This is a genomic window from Gluconobacter kondonii (assembly GCF_002723995.1).
In the GTDB taxonomy this organism is placed as follows: Bacteria; Pseudomonadota; Alphaproteobacteria; order Acetobacterales; family Acetobacteraceae; genus Gluconobacter; species Gluconobacter kondonii.
In genome coordinates this window covers 269,029-287,981 of sequence record NZ_BEWP01000003.1, presented here as the reverse complement: position 1 = coordinate 287,981, position 18,953 = coordinate 269,029, and the positions used below count along the sequence as shown (strand labels likewise).

Here is an 18,953-nt window from a genome sequence, read left to right as displayed (position 1 = left end):
CAGTCATTTTCTTTGAATTACCCAGTTTAGCGCTTGTTCAACATCTTCGGGTTCCCCAAGGGGCGTCCTATCGCGTCTTACGCCTCACACAGCGTTCTTGAAGAGAAAACCCTCTCCTGCCTGTGAGATAAACCCTTAAGCATTAGGCTTCTGAGAGTAAGCCAATCATGTCCCCACCTTCCAAGAGCTCCTCTCCACGCCCAGACAATACGCTTGGTGTTTGAGTACGTTGTCTTTCAGGCATAGGAGCATGCATTTCTGCGAAATGAAAAATCTTGTCGAAATGGCAAAGAAAAACCCGCTTCACCTTGCGATGAAGCGGGTTTTTCAAATTTGATCTAAACGGAAGTCTCAGGCCGGGCTGCGATCCTGAACAGCTTCCAGTTCAGCGCGAACCGACTGAAGCTCGCGGCTGATCTGGTCGTGCATGTCGACGTCGTTCGGACCGATTTCGGCCCAACGGCTTTCCAGATCCCGCAGACGGGCCTTCGCCTCGTCTACAGACAGCTCGCTCATGAGCTGCGCGGAGTCGGCCAGAATGGTGCAGTGATCTGCGCCCATATCGGCGAATCCGCCCGTCACAAAGTAACGGTCCACGATCTTGTCACCCTGATAAAGGGCCACAACGCCGCCCCGCAGCTGAAGCATCAGCGGTGCGCGGTCCGGCATGGCTGCAATATCGCCTTCCATGCCCGGGACCACGGCCATGTCGACATCACGTTCGACAAGGCGCTTTTCCGGGCTGACAATCTCGATGCGAAGCGGCATCGGATCAGGCCTCCTGCTTCATCTTCTCGGCCTTCGCGATGGCCTCGTCGATATCACCGACCATGTAGAAAGCACCTTCCGGCAGGTGATCGTACTCGCCAGCCACAACAGCCTTGAAGGAACGGATCGTATCTTCCAGAGAGACCAGCTTGCCCGGGGCACCCGTGAAGACTTCGGCCACGTGGAACGGCTGAGACAGGAAGCGCTGGATGCGACGAGCGCGACCAACGATCTTCTTGTCGTCTTCGGACAGTTCGTCCATGCCAAGGATGGCAATAATATCCTGCAGACCCTTGTAGGTTTGGAGGGTCTGCTGGACCTGACGGGCGACCTGATAGTGCTCTTCACCAACGATCTTCGGATCGAGCGAACGGGATGTCGAATCCAGCGGATCAACAGCCGGATAGATGCCCATTTCAGCGATCGAACGGTTCAGAACCGTCGTTGCATCAAGATGAGCGAAGGTCGCAGCCGGAGCCGGATCGGTCAGATCGTCAGCCGGGACATACACGGCCTGAACGGACGTAATCGAGCCCTTCTTCGTGGAGGTAATACGCTCCTGCAGGGCGCCCATCTCGGTGGCCAACGTCGGCTGGTAACCCACTGCGGAGGGGATACGACCCAGAAGTGCGGAAACTTCAGAACCGGCCTGCGTGAAGCGGAAGATGTTGTCCACGAAGAACAGGACGTCCTGGCCTTCTTCGTCACGGAAGTATTCGGCAAGCGACAGGCCCGTCAGGGCGACGCGCGAACGGGCTCCCGGCGGCTCGTTCATCTGACCATAGACCAGCGCAACCTTGGAACCTTCGGTCGAGCCGTCTTCGGCGATCTTGATGACGCCTGCATCCTGCATTTCGAAATACAGGTCGTTACCCTCACGGGTACGCTCACCGACACCGGCGAAGACGGACACGCCGCCATGGGCTTTCGCGATATTGTTGATGAGTTCCTGAATGATGACCGTCTTGCCAACGCCGGCGCCACCGAAGAGACCGATCTTACCACCCTTGAGGTACGGGCAGAGCAGATCGACGACCTTGATGCCGGTCACGAGGATCTCGGACGCAGCGGCCTGATCTTCGAAAGCCGGAGCCGGGCGGTGGATCGGGAAGCGCAGTTCACTGCTGATCGGGCCACGCTCGTCGATGGGCTCACCAACGACGTTCAGGATACGACCGAGCGTTGCCGGGCCAACCGGCACCATGATCTGCGTGCCCGTGTCACGGACTTCGGCGCCACGGACCAGACCGTCGGTCGTGTCCATGGCGATGCAGCGGACCTGACGCTCGCCGATTTCCTGTGCAACTTCCAGAACCAGCGTGTGATCGCCGTTCTGGACGTGCAGGGCGTTCAGGATAAAGGGAAGATCGCCTTCGAACTGCACGTCCACGACGGGACCACGCACCTGAGTGACGCGGCCGACCACGTTGTTGGCAGCTCCGGCAGAAGGGGTAAGGGTTTCGGACATCGGATTCGTCTCCTGCGTGATCTCAAACGGCTTCTGCGCCGGAGATGATTTCGATCAGATCGTTGGTGATGTTGGCCTGACGCGTACGATTGTACTTCTGCGACAGACGGTCGATGGCCTTGCTGGCATTGCGGCTGGCATTGTCCATCGCGGTCATGCGCGCACCCTGCTCGCCAGCAGCACTTTCCAGCAGGGCCGAGAAGATCTGGACCTGAAGGTTGCGCGGCAGAAGCTGCGTCAGAAGCGTCGTCTCGTCCGGCTCGAATTCGTACTGGGCCGTGTCGGCATCTGGAGCGGCATTGTCGTTCTCGGGAACCGCGAGCGGAACCAGAGGTGCCTGCACCGGAACCTGCGTCATGGCATTGAGGAAGCGGTTATAGACCAGCGTGCAGCGGTCGATATCGCCAGCTTCCAGCAGGGTCACGATCCGGCTTCCGATGTCGGTAGCCTTGTCGAACCCGACATCCTTGCCTTCGGTTCCGACCAGACGATCAACGATCATGTCCGGATAGTGACGCACGAGGATATCGGCCCCCTTGCGCCCGACCGGCAGGATACGAACCGTCTTGCCTTCCGATACTAGCGTATCGACCAACTGACGGGCACTGCGGACGATATTGGCGTTGAAGCCGCCAGCAAGGCCACGGTCAGAGGTCAGCACCACCACGAGATGGGTCTGGTCCTTGCCCGTTCCCGCGAGAAGGCGCGGCAGGCTTGTCGCGTCCTCACCCCGGGTCGCCGTCGCCAGCTCTGCCATCATGCGACGCATGGCGTCGGCATAGGGGCGAGCCGCTTCGGCCTGCATCTGGGCGCGTCGCAGCTTGGAGGCTGCGACCATTTTCATCGCGTTCGTGATCTTGCGCGTCGATTTGACGCCCGTGATCCGTCCACGCAGTTCCTTCAGCGAAGCCATGGGCTATCCTCAGGCCGAAAAGCGCTTGCCGAATGCTTCGAGCAGCTCCTTGAGCTTGCCTTCCGTCTCCGGCTTGATCTGGCGGTCATTGCGAATGGCCGTCAGGATGTCAGAGCCCGCACCGCGCAGCTCGGACAAGAGAGCGGCTTCGTAGGCCACAACCTTATCCACGGCGATCGGATCAACGTAGCCACGCGTACCGGCGTAAAGAACAACAACCTGCTCTTCGACGGGCAGCGGGGACGTCTCGGGCTGCTTCAGCAGTTCGACGAGGCGCGCACCACGATCGAGCTGCTTGCGGGTTGCGGCATCCAGATCGGAAGCAAACTGCGAGAACGCAGCCATTTCACGATACTGCGCCAGCTCCAGCTTGATCTTGCCGGCAACCTGCTTCATCGCCTTGATCTGGGCTGCGGAACCCACGCGGGACACGGAGCCACCGACGTTCACGGCCGGACGGATGCCCTTGTAGAACAGGTCCGTCTCAAGGAAGATCTGACCGTCAGTGATGGAGATCACGTTGGTCGGGATGTAGGCAGCCGTATCACCAGCCTGCGTCTCGATAACCGGCAGGGCCGTCAGGGAGCCGCCGCCATTGGCGTCGGACATCTTGGCCGCACGCTCCAGAAGACGGGAGTGCAGGTAGAACACGTCACCCGGGAACGCTTCACGTGCCGGCGGACGACGCAGCAGCAGGGACATCTGACGGTAAGCCACAGCCTGCTTGGACAGATCGTCGTAGCAGACGAGAGCGTGCATGCCGTTGTCACGGAAGTACTCACCCATGGCGCAGGCCGTGTACGGTGCAAGATACTGCATCGGAGCCGCATCGGAGGCCGTAGCGGCCACAACGATTGAATATTCCATCGCGCCATGCTCGGTCAGCGTGCGGACCAGGTTGGCCACCGTGGAGCGCTTCTGGCCGATGGCGACGTAGATGCAGTACAGGGATTTCTTCGGATCACCTTCGGCATTGACCGGCTTCTGGGCGACAATGGTGTCGATCAGGATCGCGGTCTTGCCCGTCTGGCGGTCACCGATGATCAGCTCACGCTGGCCACGTCCGATGGGGACGAGCGCATCGATCGCCTTGATGCCGGTCTGCATCGGCTCGCTGACCGACTGGCGCGGCATGATGCCCGGAGCTTTCACTTCGGCGCGGCGGTATTCAACGTCTGTCAGCGGACCACGGCCGTCGATCGGGTTGCCCAGACCGTCAACCACGCGTCCGAGCAGGCCCTTGCCGACCGGAACTTCAACCACGGACTTCGTACGCAGGACTGTGTCGCCCTCGCGGATGCCATCGCCGTCGCCGAACAGAACCACACCGACATTGTCGGCTTCGAGGTTCAGGGCCATGCCCTTGAGGCCGGTTCCTTCGAACTCGACCATTTCACCGGCCATGACGTTGTTCAGGCCGTAGACGCGGGCGATGCCGTCACCGATGGACAGGACCGTGCCTGTCTCTGAAACGGTCTCGACCTGGTCGAAAGACGCGATCTGCTGCTTGAGGATGTCCGAAATCTCGGCGGGACGGATATCCATCACGCGGCTCCCTTCATGGCGTTCTGCAGGCGGGTCAGGCGCCCGGCGATCGAAGTGTCAAAGAGTGTGGAACCGATCCGTACGGTCATGCCACCAAGGAGGGCAGCGTCCGTATGTTCGGTCATGGACACGCGGCTGTAGCCGGCTTCGGCCAGTCGGGCCTGAAGCTGGCTGCGCTGCGTGTCGTTAAGAGGCTGTGCGGAGCGGACTTCGGCCACGACTTCGCCACGCAGGGCGGAATCAAGCGCCAGAACACCGTCCAGAATGGATGCAAGATCGGGCAGACGGCGATTATCGGCGATAACGCCGACAAACCGACGCAGGACGTCTCCAAAGCCGAGCTTCGACATCAGGACATTCGAAACCGTCTGACCCTGTCGGATGTCCAACCGGGCGTCAGCCAGGAATTTCCGCAGGTCGTCGCTTTCGGAAATGGCGGTACGCAGCGCCTTCACTTCACCCAGAACGTCGGGAAGAGTTCCCTGCTCCGAAGCAAGATCATAAAGCGCACGGGCGTAGCGCTGGGCCAAGCCCCCTGTCTGTCCAACCTGCGGCACCTGTGTCACCGTCACACGCGTGTTCCGTCTCACTAAATCCGCCGCAGAGTGCGGCCGGAACCGGCTTATCCGGTCCCTTGCATCAAAACTGTCCGGACCGGGCATAGACGTCCCTGCGCAGGATTCGTCTGAAACCCGGTCCTCCACTTGGCGCCGCCTCTAGCACGCTGTCCCAGCCCTGCGCAACCAAGAGGATCGCAAATAGGACCCTCAGACTGAAGGATCGTGACGCGGGTTTGCGTTTTATGCTGCCGAACTGGCATGACGGGCGTTTCACAGCGGCTTTCCGGCAGATTTTCTTCTGCCCCGTCACGCCCTCCCCAACAAAAAACATATGGAGATTCGATGTCTATCCAGAAGCGCCTTTTTCTCCTGCTCGGCGCCCTGTCCGTCCCCGTACTGGGTACAGCAGCTTATGCGACCCCCATCGAGGACAAACCCTCCTTCCCCACCATCTCCTACTGGGACAACTGGACCGATCCGCAGGGAACCACGCACCTGACCAAATGCAAGATGTCGACCTTCCATGAAGATTCTCTCACGCCCGATGGCGACAAAATCATGCTCAGCAGCCCCCATGACGGACCGGCAACCGTAACGCTGCGCGTTCAGCCTCCGCACTGGAAGGGAGGATGGAGCGAAAGTCATCGGGTGCAGTGGATCGTGCCGCTTTCGGGAATCTATTTCGTCAAGGCCATGGACGGGACCAGCGTCGAACTGAATCCGGGAGATATCCTGCTCAGCGAGGACGTGGCGCCGGTTGCTCACGGCTCAGACCCCAAGGGCCATCTGTCCGGAAATGTCGGCGATGCGGCCGTAGCACTTCAGGTTCTCCAGTTCGGAGACGCAACACCATCGCATACTCCCTGCCAATGGCAGTGAGAACAGGAACTGAATTTTCTGGAAATCTGGAGCGGGCGAAGGGAATCGAACCCTCCTAAGAAGCTTGGAAGGCTACTGCATTACCACTATGCTACGCCCGCTCGGATTGGGAGTGTCCTTACTCCACCTAGCGTCGAACCCGCAAGGGGGAAAATCCAAAATGGAAATTCCACAACAAAGATGTTTGGGGCACTTGACTTTTACTCCTGAACATTCTCTTTTGCGGCCACTGTCGCTGGCATGACGTTGCAAAACGCCCTGCTCGACGATAGGGGTGTAGCTCAATTGGCTAGAGCGCCGGTCTCCAAAACCGGAGGTTGAGAGTTCGAGACCCTCCGCCCCTGCCACTCCTTTTCGCCGGATGTCCTCCCCGACACCGGGAACGGGATTTTCACTTGATTCGAGGACGATGGTGTCGGTCAGTACCCGGAAAGACGAGTCGCGCAAACCAGCGCCTCAAAAGAGCGGATCCGGCTTCAATCTGGTCGCTTACGTCCGTGACGTCCGCGCCGAAGCCAAGCGTGTTACGTGGCCGACCCGTCGCAACACCCTGATCACGTCAGGTGCCGTGCTGGCCATGGTAACCGTGACCTGCATCTTCTTCTTCATCGTGGACCAGGTGATCGGCCTCGGCGTCCGCGGACTTTTTGGCGTCGGAGGCTAGGTTCGCACCATGGCGAAGCGTTGGTATGTTGTTCACGTCTATTCCGGATTCGAGAAAAAAATCGCGAGTCATATTCAGGAACAGGCGGCTCAGAAGGGCCTTTCGGACCATTTCGAACAGATCCTCGTTCCCTCCGAAGACGTGACGGAAATGCGCCGCGGCCGTAAGGTCAATGCAGAGCGCAAGTTTTTCCCGGGTTACGTTCTCGTCAAAATGGAACTGACGGACGAAGCCTGGCATCTCGTCAAAGATACTCCCAAGGTCACCGGCTTCCTCGGAACCCGCAACCGTCCGACCCCTATTACGGCTGCTGAAGCCGACCGGATCATGAAACAGGCTCAGGAAGGCGTCGAACGCCCCCGTTCCAGCCTGTCTTTCGAGATCGGCGAACAGATTCGTGTGGCCGATGGTCCGTTCACGTCTTTCAGTGGCATGATCGAAGACGTCGACGACGAGCGTCAGCGCCTCAAGGTCAGCGTTTCCATCTTCGGTCGCTCCACGCCTGTGGATCTCGACTTCACGCAGGTCGAGAAGCTTTGACGCTTTTCTTTCTGCCGGTTTTTCCAACAAAAAAGGCTCCCATTTCGGGAGCCTTTTTTTGTTTCTGCCTTCTGCTGAACCCCATCAGTTCGTGACGGGGGACGGAAGAAGACGGAGCTTTTCAGCAGCCTGGTCGGCAATCGCGGCAACTCCCTGACTCAGGGCTGCAGTCAGTTTCGTCGTGCTGGATACCACCGCATCCTGCGACTGCCAGACAACAGGCGATGTCAGCACAGGGCCAATCATCTTTTCTGCCGGGTGAACTGACAGCGTGCCCGTCACGAGCGCATGTCCTGCCGAATCGGCTTCGAAATTACGAACGGTCAGTTCGACATAAGCTAACGGTGTCGTGTTCACCGCATCATTCTCGGCAAAAACAGTCGTGCCCGGCAGACGCTGGGCCAGATCACTTGTCAGCGTCTGACCGACCATATCCGAAAGCGGCTCGCTCCAGCTTGTGCCGGTGGCAAGATGCGTCTGGTAATCCTCATTGGCTCGGACAATCGTGTCACGATCCAGCCGTGCGCTAACAACGGGCGTCCGGACCTCGACCACGACAGGGCCGCCCGCCTGCGCCACTCCCGGTACGGGTGCAAGCGTATACAGCGTCGGGTCGCTGCTGCAGGCTGCAAGAAAGCCACTCATCCCCAGAGCACCCATCAGGGATAGGAGACGAAAGCGGGGCGTCGAAGACTGTGTCATGGCTCAGTTCCTGCGGCCGGTAATGAGAGCAGAGGGGTGGTGATCCAGATAATCCGTGAGGAAACGCAGGGAACGTGACATCTGGGTCAGCTGGACGATCATGCCCTGAAGGCTGCGGTGGAAATCTGTATCACCGCCGTAAGCGCCCAGAACCGATTGCGCACTGTTCAGCGTGCTCTGAAGGCTCTTCATCAGTTCCGGCAGCTTCTGGTTAGCGGTTTTCGTCAGCTTGTTCAGGTTCTGAAGCGAATCGCGCAGGGCCGCGAGAGACTGCGTAACTTCAGGACTGTTCAAACGACCATCCGCATGCGCCAGAAGATCATTCACATGCCCACCGATTTCAGTCAGCGGCATTGCCGCAATCTTGTCAGTGATGGTGGAGACGGATTCCATAATCCCGTCCATGCCGCCAGCCTGACTAGGGAGAACAGCAACATCACCTTCATAAGTCAGAGTAGTGACAGGCGCGCTCTTGACGAATTGCAGGGCGATCATCGATTCGCCAGTCAGGAAGCTGGCGCTCTGAACCGAGGCGCGCATCCCTTCAGCCACGAAAGCCTGAAGATATTTCTCGACGGGCGCATCCTTGCTGTTCTCGATTCGCTCATCCCAGTTCGACAGCATACGCTCAGGCTCAAGCTCCATATCCACGCGGACACGGGGCAACTTCGTCGGGCCTTCGAGGCGGAGGCGAACATCCGTGACCGTACCAATCTGAAGACCGAACATCGTCACCTGACTGCCGTTCGTCAGACCTTTGACGGAGGAGTTGATGTAAGTCACGACCCGCAGACGCTTGTGATAGCGGGCGTTATCGGCATCGGCTTCGCTGGCATAGAGCTTGAAAACGGAATTGGCGGGGGCAGTGGGCAGGTCGATGGCAAGGCGCTGCTCGGGCAAGCCGAACGCAATCCCGCCAGAAAACAGGGCCTGAAGCGATTTGAGCTGCACTTTAAGCCCTCCCGCACCGAGACCGACCTGAACGCCAGAGACGTTCCAGAAACGGCTGTCCGTCCGTAGATAGTGATCATAGGGCGCTTTGACGAAGGCCTGAATCACGATTGGCCCTCTGCCACCCGGCGGCATCGTGTAACCGAGTACTTCACCCACCTGAAGATCGCGGAAGAAGACCGGCGACCCCGGACCAAGCGAACCCAGCGAGGGAGACACCAGCCAGAACGTCTCACCCGGCTGGTCCGAGCGAACGCCGGGCGGCGATTCCAGTCCTTTGAAGAACTTCTGGTAGTGGCCGTCATCCGTACCGGGATCCAGAGCGATATAGGCTCCGGAGAACAGCGTATCGAGGCCGGTAATGCTCGCGCCATTGATCCGCGGACGCACAACCCAGAAACGGGTGTGGTCGGTAAGGATATGAGCGCTGTTGGCATTCATCTGCACCGTCACGTCAACATGCTGCATGTCTTCGCTCAGAGTAATGTCCTGCACAGTGCCGAGCGTCACGGCCTTGTTCTTCACCTGAGTCTGACCGGGTGTGAGGCCATCCGCCGTTTCAAACGTGATGGTGATCTCGGGGCCGCGCGTGGCGAAATGCTCCCACGCCAACCACCCAGCGATGAGAATGGCCACCACCGGAATCAGCAGAATAAGAGAGAAGCGGGTGCGGCGCACCGGGGCTTCCTTGGGCGAGACCGGCTGCTCCCCCCGGTTGTTTCGGGAATCGCTCACGCGCGTTCAGGCTCCATGTCGTTTGAGTCAGAAGAAGGCGAAATCGCAGCAGACGCAGGCGGGAACTCTGCCTCAGCAGAACTATCTGCTACAGGATCCGCAACCGCATCGTTGAGACCGGCTGCATCCCACATGCCGCGGGGATCGAAAAGCTCTGCCGCGAAAATAGTCAGAATCACAACCAGAGCAAAGCACACCATCCCCGGATCGGCCGTGACATTGGCGAGAAAGCCAAAATGCACGACGGCGACGAGGATGGAAATCATGAAAACGTCGATCATCGACCAGCGACCGATGATGACGACGAGCCGGTACAGCTTCGAGAGATTCCGCAAATGCCAGCGGGAGCGGAACCGGGTGCCGATGATCATGATGGTCAGGGCGACGATCTTGAGGACCGGCACCGTGATACTGGCGAACAGCACCAGCAGCGATAACGGGACCATCCCCGCCTGCCACAACTCGATCACACCGCTAATAATGGTGCTGGGCGCGCCCTGCCCCACCTTGGTGTAGGTCATGACCGGCAGCAGATTGGCCGGCAGATAGAACACGACACCCGCCACCAGAAGGCAGGTGGCCGAAATGAGGCTCTGCGGCTTGCGGCGGCGCAGGATCTGTCCGCAGCGGGGGCAGTCGCCCATGTCCTGCTCCTGCGGCACGGTGTGATCAAACGCCAGAACCAGATCGCAGGCATGGCAGGAAAGCATGTTTTTAACAGGCGGGATAACGCCATTGCGGGCGTCCAGATGCGCGACACTCAGGAGGTTGCCCTGATGATCGTCCAGCGTGGGGCTGATATCGCGGCTGCGCCAGATCCGTTCGGCATCGAACGTCGAATCCACGGCGGCCATACTCAGCATCAGCCCCCCCAGAAGATAAACGCCGGGCTGAAGAATGACGAGCGCAAGATCAACGAGCTTGGTGTAGGCCACGAGCACGCCGAGAACATAGACTTCCACCATCGACCAGCCGCGCAGGCGGTCGTACCAGGTGAGCAGACGCGGGGTCCAGTCCGGCATTTGCGGGCGGGAGGCTCCATACAGGATGGCCGCCATCAGGGCGATAATGACTCCGGGCATCAGGACCGTCACCAGCGCAACAAGAACGCCGATTGCGCCATAACCCTGATGCCCGAGTTCGATCGGGCCGCTCATGAGAGAGACGGTATTTTCGCGCCCATAAACGTTCAGCGTCATAAGAGAGCTGATGAGAAGTGTTGCGTAGAGCGCGGCGGACGTGATGCAGAAAGCCGCCGGAGCGCCGATCAGCGATGTTTTACGACGGCGAGCGAGCTGACAGCCACACCGCAGACACTCCGCCAGATGGCCGGGCTTGAGGCGCGGAACATGCTGGAAAAGGCCGCAGGTCGGACATTCGCGCAGACCTTCCACCGCATGGATGGAGGCATGGGGCTCCTGACTGCGGGAAAAGCTGACGGCGTTGCGCCACAGCCGTTTATGGAAACGGTCAGACATCGGACTCCTAACCTAGCGCAGGGAGCCGTCTTTTGACAGTCCGCCCTCCTCCGGGTCGTCCTCTTCATCGGGATATCGACCTTCACCGTAGTCCCATCAGGAGTGGATTGCCCAGAGGACGCGGATTTTATCGGCAATGTTTTGAAAAAATGTGAAGATCCAAAATATGAGCCTCTGCCGTATCCAACAGACGGGACACGGAACATCATAGTCGGATTTTCAGAAAGACCTTGATGGTGCCGGTGAAGAGATTCGAACTCCCGACCCCATCATTACGAATGACGTGCTCTACCAGCTGAGCTACACCGGCGCACCCATCAAGGTGGGCGCGTTCTAACCGAGCCCTTGAGGGTTGGCAAGCCGGAAAATGCAAAAACCGGCCCGCATCTTCAGTAACCTCGTCCTGTGTCGATAACGCCGGTCATGGACTCGCCCGCTTCGTAGCGGCGCAGATTGGCCAGAACGACCTCGGCCGCGCTGTCCGACTGCGCGGCACTGGCGATATGGGGGGTCAGAAAAATGCGCGGATGATCCCAGAACGGATGTTCGGGCGGCAGCGGTTCGGGCGTGGCGACGTCGAGAACCGCCTGTGACAGTTGTCCGCTATCGAGCGCGGGGATCAGATCGTCCTGCACCAGATGACCGCCGCGACCGCAATTGATGAGGCACGCACCTTTCGGCAGTTTTTCAAACAGGTCACGGTTGAGGATGCCGCGTGTCGCTTCCGTGAGCGGGACGAGGCAGACCAGAATGTCGGTCTGCGCCAGAAAATCGCCCAGCTCCGCTTCTCCGGCAAAGGATGTCACGCCCGCGACTTCCCGGCGGCTGCGGCTCCAGCCCCGGCATTCATATCCGAGGGCGACGAGCTTCTCCAGAACCGGGCTGCCCAGTTCTCCCATCCCCATGACGCCAACGCGGTAGAGCCTCGCAGGCCGGTTGTGCGAACCGTTCCAGACATGTTCGCGTTGCTGGCGCGCGTAGCGGAACATGTCCCGATGGAAGGAAAATACCGCCCACAGAACATATTCAATCATGCCCTCAACCAGACTGTTCTCCACCATGCGGATGATCTGCACGCCGGGGGGAATATTGGCCAGATTAAGCTGATCAATCCCCGCGCCCAGCGAGAACAGAACTTCCAGATTGGGAAAAAGCGTGCCGAGATCGTCCGGCGTCTGCCAGGCCGCAAGATAGCGGACATCTTCTTTCGGGCCGGTTTCAGGCCAGACATGAAACGGAATGTCCGGCCGGGCATGAGCGAATTTCTCTCGCCAGACTGCGGCACGTTCGGGCGTATGATGAAAGACGAGCGACATTCTGGGTATTCTCCGGCGGGAAATGTTTCTGGAGATGCTCGCGCTGTGCGGAGCCTGGATCAAGCCCACACACCCATTTGTGTAGGTGCAGGAGCCTTGGCCCCTACACCCACTTTAATCGATCAGGCCGCATCCCAGGCAGCACGGGCGGCATCCACGCCCGCACCACGATTCAGCGTAACGCCCTCGCCGGCCAGAACAGAATCGAGCGCGGCCAGCGTAAGGAGCACTTTGTCCTTGCGCGCGTTGAGACCCATCGCCCCGATGCGCCAGATTTTCCCGGTCAGCGGGCCGAAGGACGAGACGATCTCGATCCCGAAATCGTCTCGCATCAGTTCGCGGATGCGGGCATTGTCCACGCCGTCCGGCACCCAGACGCCGGTGACATTGCTCATGCGGGTGGTATCGTCGCCATAGACCTTCAGCCCCATGGCCCGCAGCCCGGCAACCATGGCGCGCCCTGCCCTGACATGGCGCGCAACACGGGCCTCCACGCCCTCTTCCACGACCAGACGTGCCGTCTCGCGCGCGGCGTAGAGCATGGAGGTCGCTTCGGTATGATGGTTCATCCGGGCCGGAGACCAGTAATTCATCAGCATCGCCAAATCGAAATAGTTCGACTGGATGACCGGACCGCTCCCCTGTTCCTGACCGGTGGCAATCCCGGCTTCATCGTGACGGCGCTTAAGAATGGCGGCGACGGCACGATCCGACAGCGTGATCGGCGCGGAACCCGGAGGGCCGTTCAGGCATTTCTGAAGTCCTGCCGTGGCAACGTCGATGTTCCAGGCATCAGTCTCGAACGTCATGCCGCCAAGGGTCGCCGTGGCGTCCACATAAAACAGCAAGTCATGCTTGCGGCAGATCCGGCCGATTTCTTCGAGCGGCTGGGCGGTCGTGGTGGACGTGTCGCCATGCACACAGGCGACCAGACCGGGCTTGTGCTCAATGATGGCGGCTTCGATGCGGGCCGGATCGACGACCTCTCCCCACTCCACATCCACCGTACACGAGATACCGCCACAGCGATGAACGATTTCCGTCAACAGCAGGCCAAAACGACCAAAACGCGGAATGACGACCTTCATGCCCGGCGAGACCAGCGACACCAGAGCGGCTTCAATAGCCGACCGGGCCGAGCCGTTCACAAGCAGCGTCCAGTGGTTCTTCGTGCGGAAAACCTCGCGATACAGGGCCATGACCTCGTCCATATAAGCGGTCATTTCCGGGTCCATCTGGCCAATCACGTCATAGGACATGGCACGCAGGATGCGCGGATGGACGTTGGTCGGGCCTGCGCCCATCAGCAGACGGGACGGCGGATCAAGCTGTGCGTAAGTTGAGGGCTGGCTCATGACTGGAACTCCTTGACGAAGGCAAGCAGGGCGCGGTGGGCGAGCTCAACGTCTCCCACACGAACGGTTTCATCGGGATGATGGCTGAGGCCGCCTGGGCTGCGGATGAAGAGCATACCCATCGGGCACAGATCGACCATGGCCATGGCATCATGCCCAGCACCACTGAGAACGCGCTGCGCCGGACGGCCGGTCACGGTCGTCACGGCCCGCGCCAGACGATCCACCAGTTCGGACGCACAGGCAGCAGCAGGCAGGATCTGCGGCGTGTCGAACGTAATGCCAACACCCCGGCTGGCGACAATGGCGCGCAGATCCGTGCGAATGGCGTCCACCAACTCGTCCCGCGCCACGTCGGTTTCAGCCCGCATGTCCAGCGAGAAGCGGACTTCGCCCGGAATAACGTTCGAGGTATTTGGTACAACCTCGACCTGTCCAACCGTGGCAACCTGCGTGGCCCCGCCGGCCCCGCCATGGCGTTCAACGGCAAGAATCATTTCAGCCACCGCCGTCAGGGCGTCCTGACGCATGGTCATGGGCGTCGTGCCCGCATGGTCGGACTGGCCGGTGACGGTGACGCGCTGACGGGTCTGGGCGGCAATGGCGGTAACGACGCCGATTTCTCCGTCCACGCTTTCGATCGCCGGGCCCTGTTCGATATGAGGCTCGATATAAGCAATCAGTTCGCCCGGACGACGGGCGGCTTCGCTCAGGCGGGCGGGGTCGAGACCATAGCGGGTCATGGCTTCGGCCATGGTGACGCCGGACGCATCCGTCATGCCTTCGGGAATGGATTCAATCAGCCCGGCCATGGCACGGGAACAAATCATGGGCGCGGCAAAACGCGACCCCTCTTCATCTCCGAACCCCATGACCTCGATGGCGAATGGCAGGCGAGTGCCTTCTTCCTTCAGGGCGGAGACAAGCTCGATCCCCAGCATGACGCCCAGATTGCCATCAAACGCACCGCCATTGCGGACGGTATCAAGATGCGAACCGATCATCAGGGCCGGAGCGCCGGACACAAGACCCTCGTAACGACCAACAAGGCTCCCGGCGGCATCCAGACGGGTGCTGAGACCAGCCTCTTCCATCCATTCTGCGACCTGTGTGAGGGTGCGCTGATAGGCGGGGCCAAGCCAGAATCGGAACAGACTACCCGGCGTCTCGCTGAAGGGACCATCCGCGAGAATACGGCACCGCTCGACGGCGCGGGCTCCGTGGGCTGTCATGATGGCTCCTGTCTGGGATGATTGGTCAAGCAGGGGAACTTTGCGCTCATAACGGAATCAGATCAAGTTGACCCGCCAATAAATATAGTCCCACATATTGGCATGAAAGATCAGATACATCTCGATCCGTTCCATCTGCAATCCTTTCTCGCCGTCGCGGAGACGCTGCATTTCACGTCAGCCGCGCAGAGCCAGGGAGTGAGTCAGTCCACCATCAGCCAGCATGTCAGCAGGCTGGAGGAACAGCTTGGCACGCGCTTGCTGGCCCGCAGCACCAAAAGCGTGCGTCTGACCGCAGACGGCATGGCGCTGATCGGTCTGGCCCGACAGCTTCTGCAATGCGAGGACAGCATCCTGTCCCGCTTCCGGCAGGACGCGCCGCGCGGGACGATCCGGCTGGGCGTGACGGAAGACTTGCTCCTGACGCGCTTTCCCGAAATTCTCGGCACATTCCGCGCCTCCCACCCCTCCCTCCAGATCACGCTGACCGTGGGGCTGTCGGCGCATCTGGCAAACCTGCTGGAACAGGGGGAACTGGATGTCTGGTGCGGGATGCGACGCACAAGCGAGACGCGCGGCCAGAAACTCTGGACCGAGGACATGCGCTGGTACGCGCCCGCAGGCACCGAATTTCCGGCAGAACAGTCCATTCCGCTCGTCACATTTCCCGATGGCAGCGTAACACGCAGACTGGCGATCGAGACGCTTAACAAGAGCGGAAGGGCGTGGCATCTGGCCTTTACCAGCGGCAGTCTCGGGGCACTTCTGGCCGCTGTCCGCGCAGGATATGGCGTCACCCCTCAGCCTGCTTTTCTGCGAAACGTGGAGCATCTGCCGCATTGCGCGCCGGGCCTTCTGCCGGACATGCCTCAGGTGGAATTCATCGCCTCCACCCGCCATCAAACCGCGCAGGGCCCCGAAGACCTGCTGATCCGGACGCTGTGCGCGCATGTCCCGCGCCTTCAGCCCGAACTCATTCCTCTTTAAGGACAAGACCATGCTCACACCCAACGCTCTTGGCGGAATGGTGACGTCGCCGCACCATCTGGCCAGTCAGGCGGGGCTGGATGTCCTGCGCGACGGGGGTACGGCCATTGAGGCCGTCGTCGCCACGGCATCCACGCTGGCCGTGGTGTATCCGCACATGACGGGGCTGGGCGGCGATGCGTTCTGGCTGATCTGCCATCCGGACGGCCGTACCGTGGCCATTGACGCCTGCGGAGCGCTGGCGATGGGCGCCGAACACACAATCTATACCGAAGCCGGGCACACCGTCATTCCTTGGCGCGGCGGGCTTGCGGCCAATACGGTTGCGGGCACGGTCTCGGGCTGGGAAACCGCGCTGGAACTGAGCGCCGAACTGCGCGATCCCCTGCCACTGGACCGTCTGCTTCGCGACGCCATCCATTACGCCGAGCATGGCCGCGTGGTTTCCGAAAGCGAGGGCGCCCTGCTCGCACAGAAACAGCATGAACTGATGTCGGATCCGACACTGGCGCGGATCTGCTTCCCCGAAGGCAAACCCTGGACAGCAGGAAGCATCCGCAAATCCCCGGAACTGGCGCAAACGCTGCGGATGCTGAACCGGGACGGCTTGCGGAGCTTCTATAACGGCCCGCTCGCCCGCAGTCTGGCGGCGGATCTGGCGGCGGCGGGCAGCCCGGTCCGGTCGCTGGATCTTCTGGCCCATCGGGCGGAGGTCAAGGAACCGCTTCAGGCCCAGACGAGCGATGGCACTCTCTACAACACCGCGCCTCCCACACAGGGCGTGGCATCGCTTCTAATCCTTGCGCTCTCGGATCATCTGAGCCGCGACGACGGGCCGGAGAGCTTTTCGCACATCCACGGGCTGGTCGAGGCGACCAAACAGTCGTTTCTTTATCGCAACAGACACACGGATGGCAGCGAGCATTCCGAGGCACTGGCGCGGAGCCTCCTCGCCGACCCGGCACGGCTGGAGGCGATGACAGCCCGGATGTCCATGACTCATGCCATGCCTTGGACGGAACAGACGCAGTGGGGCGACACAACATGGATGGGCGCTATCGATCGCAATGGCGTGGCCGTCAGCATGATCCAGAGCCTGTATTTCGAATTTGGCTCCGGCGTGATGCTGCCGCAGAGCGGGCTGTTCTGGCAGAACCGGGGCTCGTCCTTCCGTCTGGCCCATTCGGGCTGGAACATCCTGCGCCCCGGCGCCAAACCGTTTCATACGCTCAATCCGGCTGCGGCCCGACTCCGCGACGGACGGACGATGGTGTACGGCACCATGGGCGGCGAGGGGCAACCCCAGACACAGGCCGCAGTCTTCAGCCGTCACGTCCGCCACGGCGTTCCCCTTCAGGAAGCCATCCGTCGTCCGCGCTGGCTGCTGGGACGAACATGGGGGGAAGAGAGCCTGTCGCTCAAGGTGGAGCCGGGCTTCAGCCCGGATGTGATGTCGCAGCTCGAAACAGCAGGGCATGTCGTCGAAGCGCTTGAACACCAGTCCATCATCATGGGTCACGCCGGTGCGCTGGTCCGTCATGAAAACGGACGGCTCGAAGGCGCAACTGACCCACGGAGCGACGGAGCCGTCGCAGCATGGTGAAGTCTTTTGCGGAAAGCCTGTTCGCACAGGTCGTTCTGGCGACCGTTCTGGGGCTTGGCGCCGGACTGTTCTTTCCTTTCCTTGCGGATGACGTGGGCTGGATGACAGCACTGTTCATGCGCCTCATCATCATGGCGGTTGGCCCACTGCTGTTCTGCATCGTAACGCTCGGCATTCTGGGCGCAGGCTCCCTCAAGACGATGGGGCGGCTTGGCGGATGCGCGATGCTCTATTTCGAACTCATGACCACAGTGGCGCTTGTCGTGGCGGTCATGGTGGCGATGGGGTTAGGAATCGGACAGGGCGTGGGCTTCGTCCCCACAGCGAGCGACGCGCGGATGATCGCCTCCTATGGCGGCCATGCCCAGAATTTGCGTGCGGAAGGCTTTAGCGGATTTCTGCTCTCGCTCGTCCCCCACACCCCGGCCGATGCGTTTGCGCAGGGCAATGTCCTTCAGATTCTGGTCTTCGCGATTCTTGTCGGATGCTGCCTGAGCGGCATGGGAGACCGGGGCCTGCCGCTGGTCCGACTGATCGAAAGCGTGTCCGACCTGTTTTCACGCATGATGGGCCTCATCATCCGCGTGGCTCCACTCGGCGTCTTCGGAGCAATGGTGACGACGACGGCACGATATGGCCTCGGAACGATCGGGCATCTGGCCGGATTTACAGTCCTGTATTTCCTGCTGGTCAGCGCATTTGTCGTCTGCGCGCTTGGCGGCGGCCTTCGGCTCGCAGGCGTAAACCCTTTGCGATTTGCAAGATATTTCCGTGAAGAGCTGCTGATCGTCGCCACCACCACGGCGTCCGATGCGGTTCTGCCCAGCCTTATGACCAAGCTCGAAAAGCTGGGCGTTGAGCGTCAGGTCGTCGGAATCGTTGTGCCTGCGGGCTATTCGCTCAATCTGGATGCGCTGTCGATCTATCTGGGTCTGGCCGTCATTTTTCTGGCCAATGCCACCGAGACGCATCTGACATTCTGGCAGATCGCAACCCTGCTGGTGACCGCCCTGATCACGTCCAAAGGCGCGCACGGCATTCCGGGTTTTGCAATCGTCGTTCTGGCGGCGACATTAGCCAGCGTTCCCTCCATTCCACCCGGAAGTCTGGTGATGCTTCTGGCCGTAGACTGGTTCGTAGGAATCGCCCGGGCTGTGGGTAATTTCGCCGGAAACTGCGTGGCACCGGTCCTGATCGCTGCGTGGGAAAAACGCCTCGACCACGCAAGAATGGCCGAAGCGCTGAAACAGCCCTGAG

At 60.5% G+C, this 18,953-nt stretch carries 17 protein-coding genes and 3 tRNA genes; 7 read left to right on the top strand and 13 right to left on the bottom strand.

From position 1 onward, the window contains the following. Window positions 1-351 precede the first annotated feature (351 nt). From atpC to atpH, 5 genes are read right to left on the bottom strand one after another with little or no spacing between them, the layout of a single operon-like run. Window positions 352-768, bottom strand: coding sequence for an ATP synthase F1 subunit epsilon (atpC, locus tag GKO01_RS05395; protein ID WP_099286093.1), 417 nt, complete (start codon window positions 766-768; stop codon window positions 352-354). A gap of 4 nt (window positions 769-772) precedes the next feature. Then, window positions 773-2,236 carry a F0F1 ATP synthase subunit beta gene (gene atpD, locus GKO01_RS05390; protein ID WP_099286092.1) on the bottom strand — a complete coding sequence of 488 codons (1,464 nt, stop codon included), beginning with the start codon at window positions 2,234-2,236 and terminating at the stop codon, window positions 773-775. Between the two features lie 22 nt (window positions 2,237-2,258). Continuing rightward, window positions 2,259-3,149: a F0F1 ATP synthase subunit gamma gene (locus tag GKO01_RS05385; RefSeq protein ID WP_099286091.1), complete on the bottom strand. Its 891-nt coding sequence runs from the start codon at window positions 3,147-3,149 to the stop codon at window positions 2,259-2,261. Between the two features lie 9 nt (window positions 3,150-3,158). Continuing rightward, window positions 3,159-4,694, bottom strand: coding sequence for a F0F1 ATP synthase subunit alpha (atpA, locus tag GKO01_RS05380; RefSeq protein WP_062028188.1), 1,536 nt, complete (start codon window positions 4,692-4,694; stop codon window positions 3,159-3,161). After that, window positions 4,694-5,266, bottom strand: a complete 573-nt coding sequence (atpH, locus tag GKO01_RS05375; protein ID WP_099286090.1) for an ATP synthase F1 subunit delta — start codon at window positions 5,264-5,266, stop codon at window positions 4,694-4,696. Before atpH ends, atpA begins: the two co-directional genes overlap by 1 nt. A 330-nt stretch (window positions 5,267-5,596) precedes the next feature. On the opposite strand from atpH, the gene GKO01_RS05365 reads away from it, so the two are divergent. Beyond that, window positions 5,597-6,133, top strand: coding sequence for a cupin domain-containing protein (locus tag GKO01_RS05365; RefSeq protein ID WP_099286088.1), 537 nt, complete (start codon window positions 5,597-5,599; stop codon window positions 6,131-6,133). Between the two features lie 27 nt (window positions 6,134-6,160). On the opposite strand, the gene GKO01_RS05360 is transcribed toward GKO01_RS05365, so the two are convergent. Continuing rightward, a tRNA-Gly gene (locus GKO01_RS05360) sits at window positions 6,161-6,234 on the bottom strand. Between the two features lie 169 nt (window positions 6,235-6,403). Between GKO01_RS05360 and GKO01_RS05355 the strand changes: the two genes are divergently transcribed. From GKO01_RS05355 to nusG, 3 genes are all read left to right on the top strand, one after another. After that, window positions 6,404-6,480 (top strand) — tRNA-Trp (locus GKO01_RS05355). Window positions 6,481-6,542: 62 nt separating this feature from the next. Continuing rightward, entirely contained in the window at window positions 6,543-6,797 is a 255-nt protein-coding gene (secE, locus tag GKO01_RS16075) for a preprotein translocase subunit SecE (protein WP_228121365.1), read from the top strand. A gap of 9 nt (window positions 6,798-6,806) precedes the next feature. Then, window positions 6,807-7,337 carry a transcription termination/antitermination protein NusG gene (gene nusG / locus GKO01_RS05345; protein WP_099286087.1) on the top strand — a complete coding sequence of 177 codons (531 nt, stop codon included), beginning with the start codon at window positions 6,807-6,809 and terminating at the stop codon, window positions 7,335-7,337. Window positions 7,338-7,421: 84 nt separating this feature from the next. On the opposite strand, the gene GKO01_RS05340 is transcribed toward nusG, so the two are convergent. The 7 genes from GKO01_RS05340 to GKO01_RS05310 all read right to left on the bottom strand — a co-directional run bounded on the left by GKO01_RS05340 (window position 7,422) and on the right by GKO01_RS05310 (window position 15,106). Next, window positions 7,422-8,039: a PqiC family protein gene (locus GKO01_RS05340; protein WP_099286086.1), complete on the bottom strand. Its 618-nt coding sequence runs from the start codon at window positions 8,037-8,039 to the stop codon at window positions 7,422-7,424. 3 nt (window positions 8,040-8,042) lie between these two features. Next, window positions 8,043-9,725 carry a PqiB family protein gene (locus GKO01_RS05335; RefSeq protein WP_099286085.1) on the bottom strand — a complete coding sequence of 561 codons (1,683 nt, stop codon included), beginning with the start codon at window positions 9,723-9,725 and terminating at the stop codon, window positions 8,043-8,045. Then, entirely contained in the window at window positions 9,722-11,203 is a 1,482-nt protein-coding gene (locus tag GKO01_RS05330) for a paraquat-inducible protein A (RefSeq protein WP_099286084.1), read from the bottom strand. Before GKO01_RS05330 ends, GKO01_RS05335 begins: the two co-directional genes overlap by 4 nt. Window positions 11,204-11,437: 234 nt before the next feature. Continuing rightward, window positions 11,438-11,513 (bottom strand) — tRNA-Thr (locus GKO01_RS05325). A gap of 79 nt (window positions 11,514-11,592) precedes the next feature. Continuing rightward, a complete protein-coding gene (locus tag GKO01_RS05320; protein ID WP_099286083.1) occupies window positions 11,593-12,519 on the bottom strand; it encodes a 2-hydroxyacid dehydrogenase in 927 nt (308 codons plus the stop codon). A 122-nt stretch (window positions 12,520-12,641) separates the two neighbouring features. Further along, window positions 12,642-13,874 carry a pyridoxal-phosphate-dependent aminotransferase family protein gene (locus tag GKO01_RS05315; protein WP_099286082.1) on the bottom strand — a complete coding sequence of 411 codons (1,233 nt, stop codon included), beginning with the start codon at window positions 13,872-13,874 and terminating at the stop codon, window positions 12,642-12,644. Continuing rightward, a complete protein-coding gene (locus GKO01_RS05310; protein ID WP_099286081.1) occupies window positions 13,871-15,106 on the bottom strand; it encodes an allantoate amidohydrolase in 1,236 nt (411 codons plus the stop codon). The genes GKO01_RS05315 and GKO01_RS05310 overlap by 4 nt, the downstream gene beginning before the upstream one ends. A 102-nt stretch (window positions 15,107-15,208) precedes the next feature. On the opposite strand from GKO01_RS05310, the gene GKO01_RS05305 reads away from it, so the two are divergent. Genes GKO01_RS05305 through GKO01_RS05295 form a run of 3 tightly spaced genes read left to right on the top strand, consistent with a single transcriptional unit; the run spans window position 15,209 to window position 18,952 of the window. Further along, window positions 15,209-16,093, top strand: coding sequence for a LysR family transcriptional regulator (locus GKO01_RS05305; RefSeq protein ID WP_099286080.1), 885 nt, complete (start codon window positions 15,209-15,211; stop codon window positions 16,091-16,093). A 10-nt stretch (window positions 16,094-16,103) separates the two neighbouring features. Continuing rightward, window positions 16,104-17,696: a gamma-glutamyltransferase family protein gene (locus GKO01_RS05300; RefSeq protein ID WP_174694239.1), complete on the top strand. Its 1,593-nt coding sequence runs from the start codon at window positions 16,104-16,106 to the stop codon at window positions 17,694-17,696. Then, a complete protein-coding gene (locus GKO01_RS05295) occupies window positions 17,690-18,952 on the top strand; it encodes a cation:dicarboxylate symporter family transporter (RefSeq protein WP_099286079.1) in 1,263 nt (420 codons plus the stop codon). Before GKO01_RS05300 ends, GKO01_RS05295 begins: the two co-directional genes overlap by 7 nt. Window position 18,953 lies beyond the last annotated feature (1 nt).

What these genes read in the sequence shown, in the direction of transcription:
- atpD (WP_099286092.1), bottom strand. Translation starts at nt 2,236, where the DNA reads ATGTCCGAAACCCTTACCCCTTCTGCCGGAGCTGCCAACAACGTGGTC.
- atpC (WP_099286093.1), bottom strand. Translation starts at nt 768, where the DNA reads ATGCCGCTTCGCATCGAGATTGTCAGCCCGGAAAAGCGCCTTGTCGAA.
- nusG (WP_099286087.1), top strand. Translation starts at nt 6,807, where the DNA reads ATGGCGAAGCGTTGGTATGTTGTTCACGTCTATTCCGGATTCGAGAAA.
- GKO01_RS05330 (WP_099286084.1), bottom strand. Translation starts at nt 11,203, where the DNA reads ATGTCTGACCGTTTCCATAAACGGCTGTGGCGCAACGCCGTCAGCTTT.
- secE (WP_228121365.1), top strand. Translation starts at nt 6,543, where the DNA reads ATGGTGTCGGTCAGTACCCGGAAAGACGAGTCGCGCAAACCAGCGCCT.
- GKO01_RS05310 (WP_099286081.1), bottom strand. Translation starts at nt 15,106, where the DNA reads ATGACAGCCCACGGAGCCCGCGCCGTCGAGCGGTGCCGTATTCTCGCG.
- GKO01_RS05315 (WP_099286082.1), bottom strand. Translation starts at nt 13,874, where the DNA reads ATGAGCCAGCCCTCAACTTACGCACAGCTTGATCCGCCGTCCCGTCTG.
- GKO01_RS05340 (WP_099286086.1), bottom strand. Translation starts at nt 8,039, where the DNA reads ATGACACAGTCTTCGACGCCCCGCTTTCGTCTCCTATCCCTGATGGGT.
- GKO01_RS05295 (WP_099286079.1), top strand. Translation starts at nt 17,690, where the DNA reads ATGGTGAAGTCTTTTGCGGAAAGCCTGTTCGCACAGGTCGTTCTGGCG.
- GKO01_RS05305 (WP_099286080.1), top strand. Translation starts at nt 15,209, where the DNA reads ATGAAAGATCAGATACATCTCGATCCGTTCCATCTGCAATCCTTTCTC.
- GKO01_RS05320 (WP_099286083.1), bottom strand. Translation starts at nt 12,519, where the DNA reads ATGTCGCTCGTCTTTCATCATACGCCCGAACGTGCCGCAGTCTGGCGA.
- atpA (WP_062028188.1), bottom strand. Translation starts at nt 4,694, where the DNA reads ATGGATATCCGTCCCGCCGAGATTTCGGACATCCTCAAGCAGCAGATC.
- GKO01_RS05365 (WP_099286088.1), top strand. Translation starts at nt 5,597, where the DNA reads ATGTCTATCCAGAAGCGCCTTTTTCTCCTGCTCGGCGCCCTGTCCGTC.
- GKO01_RS05300 (WP_174694239.1), top strand. Translation starts at nt 16,104, where the DNA reads ATGCTCACACCCAACGCTCTTGGCGGAATGGTGACGTCGCCGCACCAT.
- GKO01_RS05385 (WP_099286091.1), bottom strand. Translation starts at nt 3,149, where the DNA reads ATGGCTTCGCTGAAGGAACTGCGTGGACGGATCACGGGCGTCAAATCG.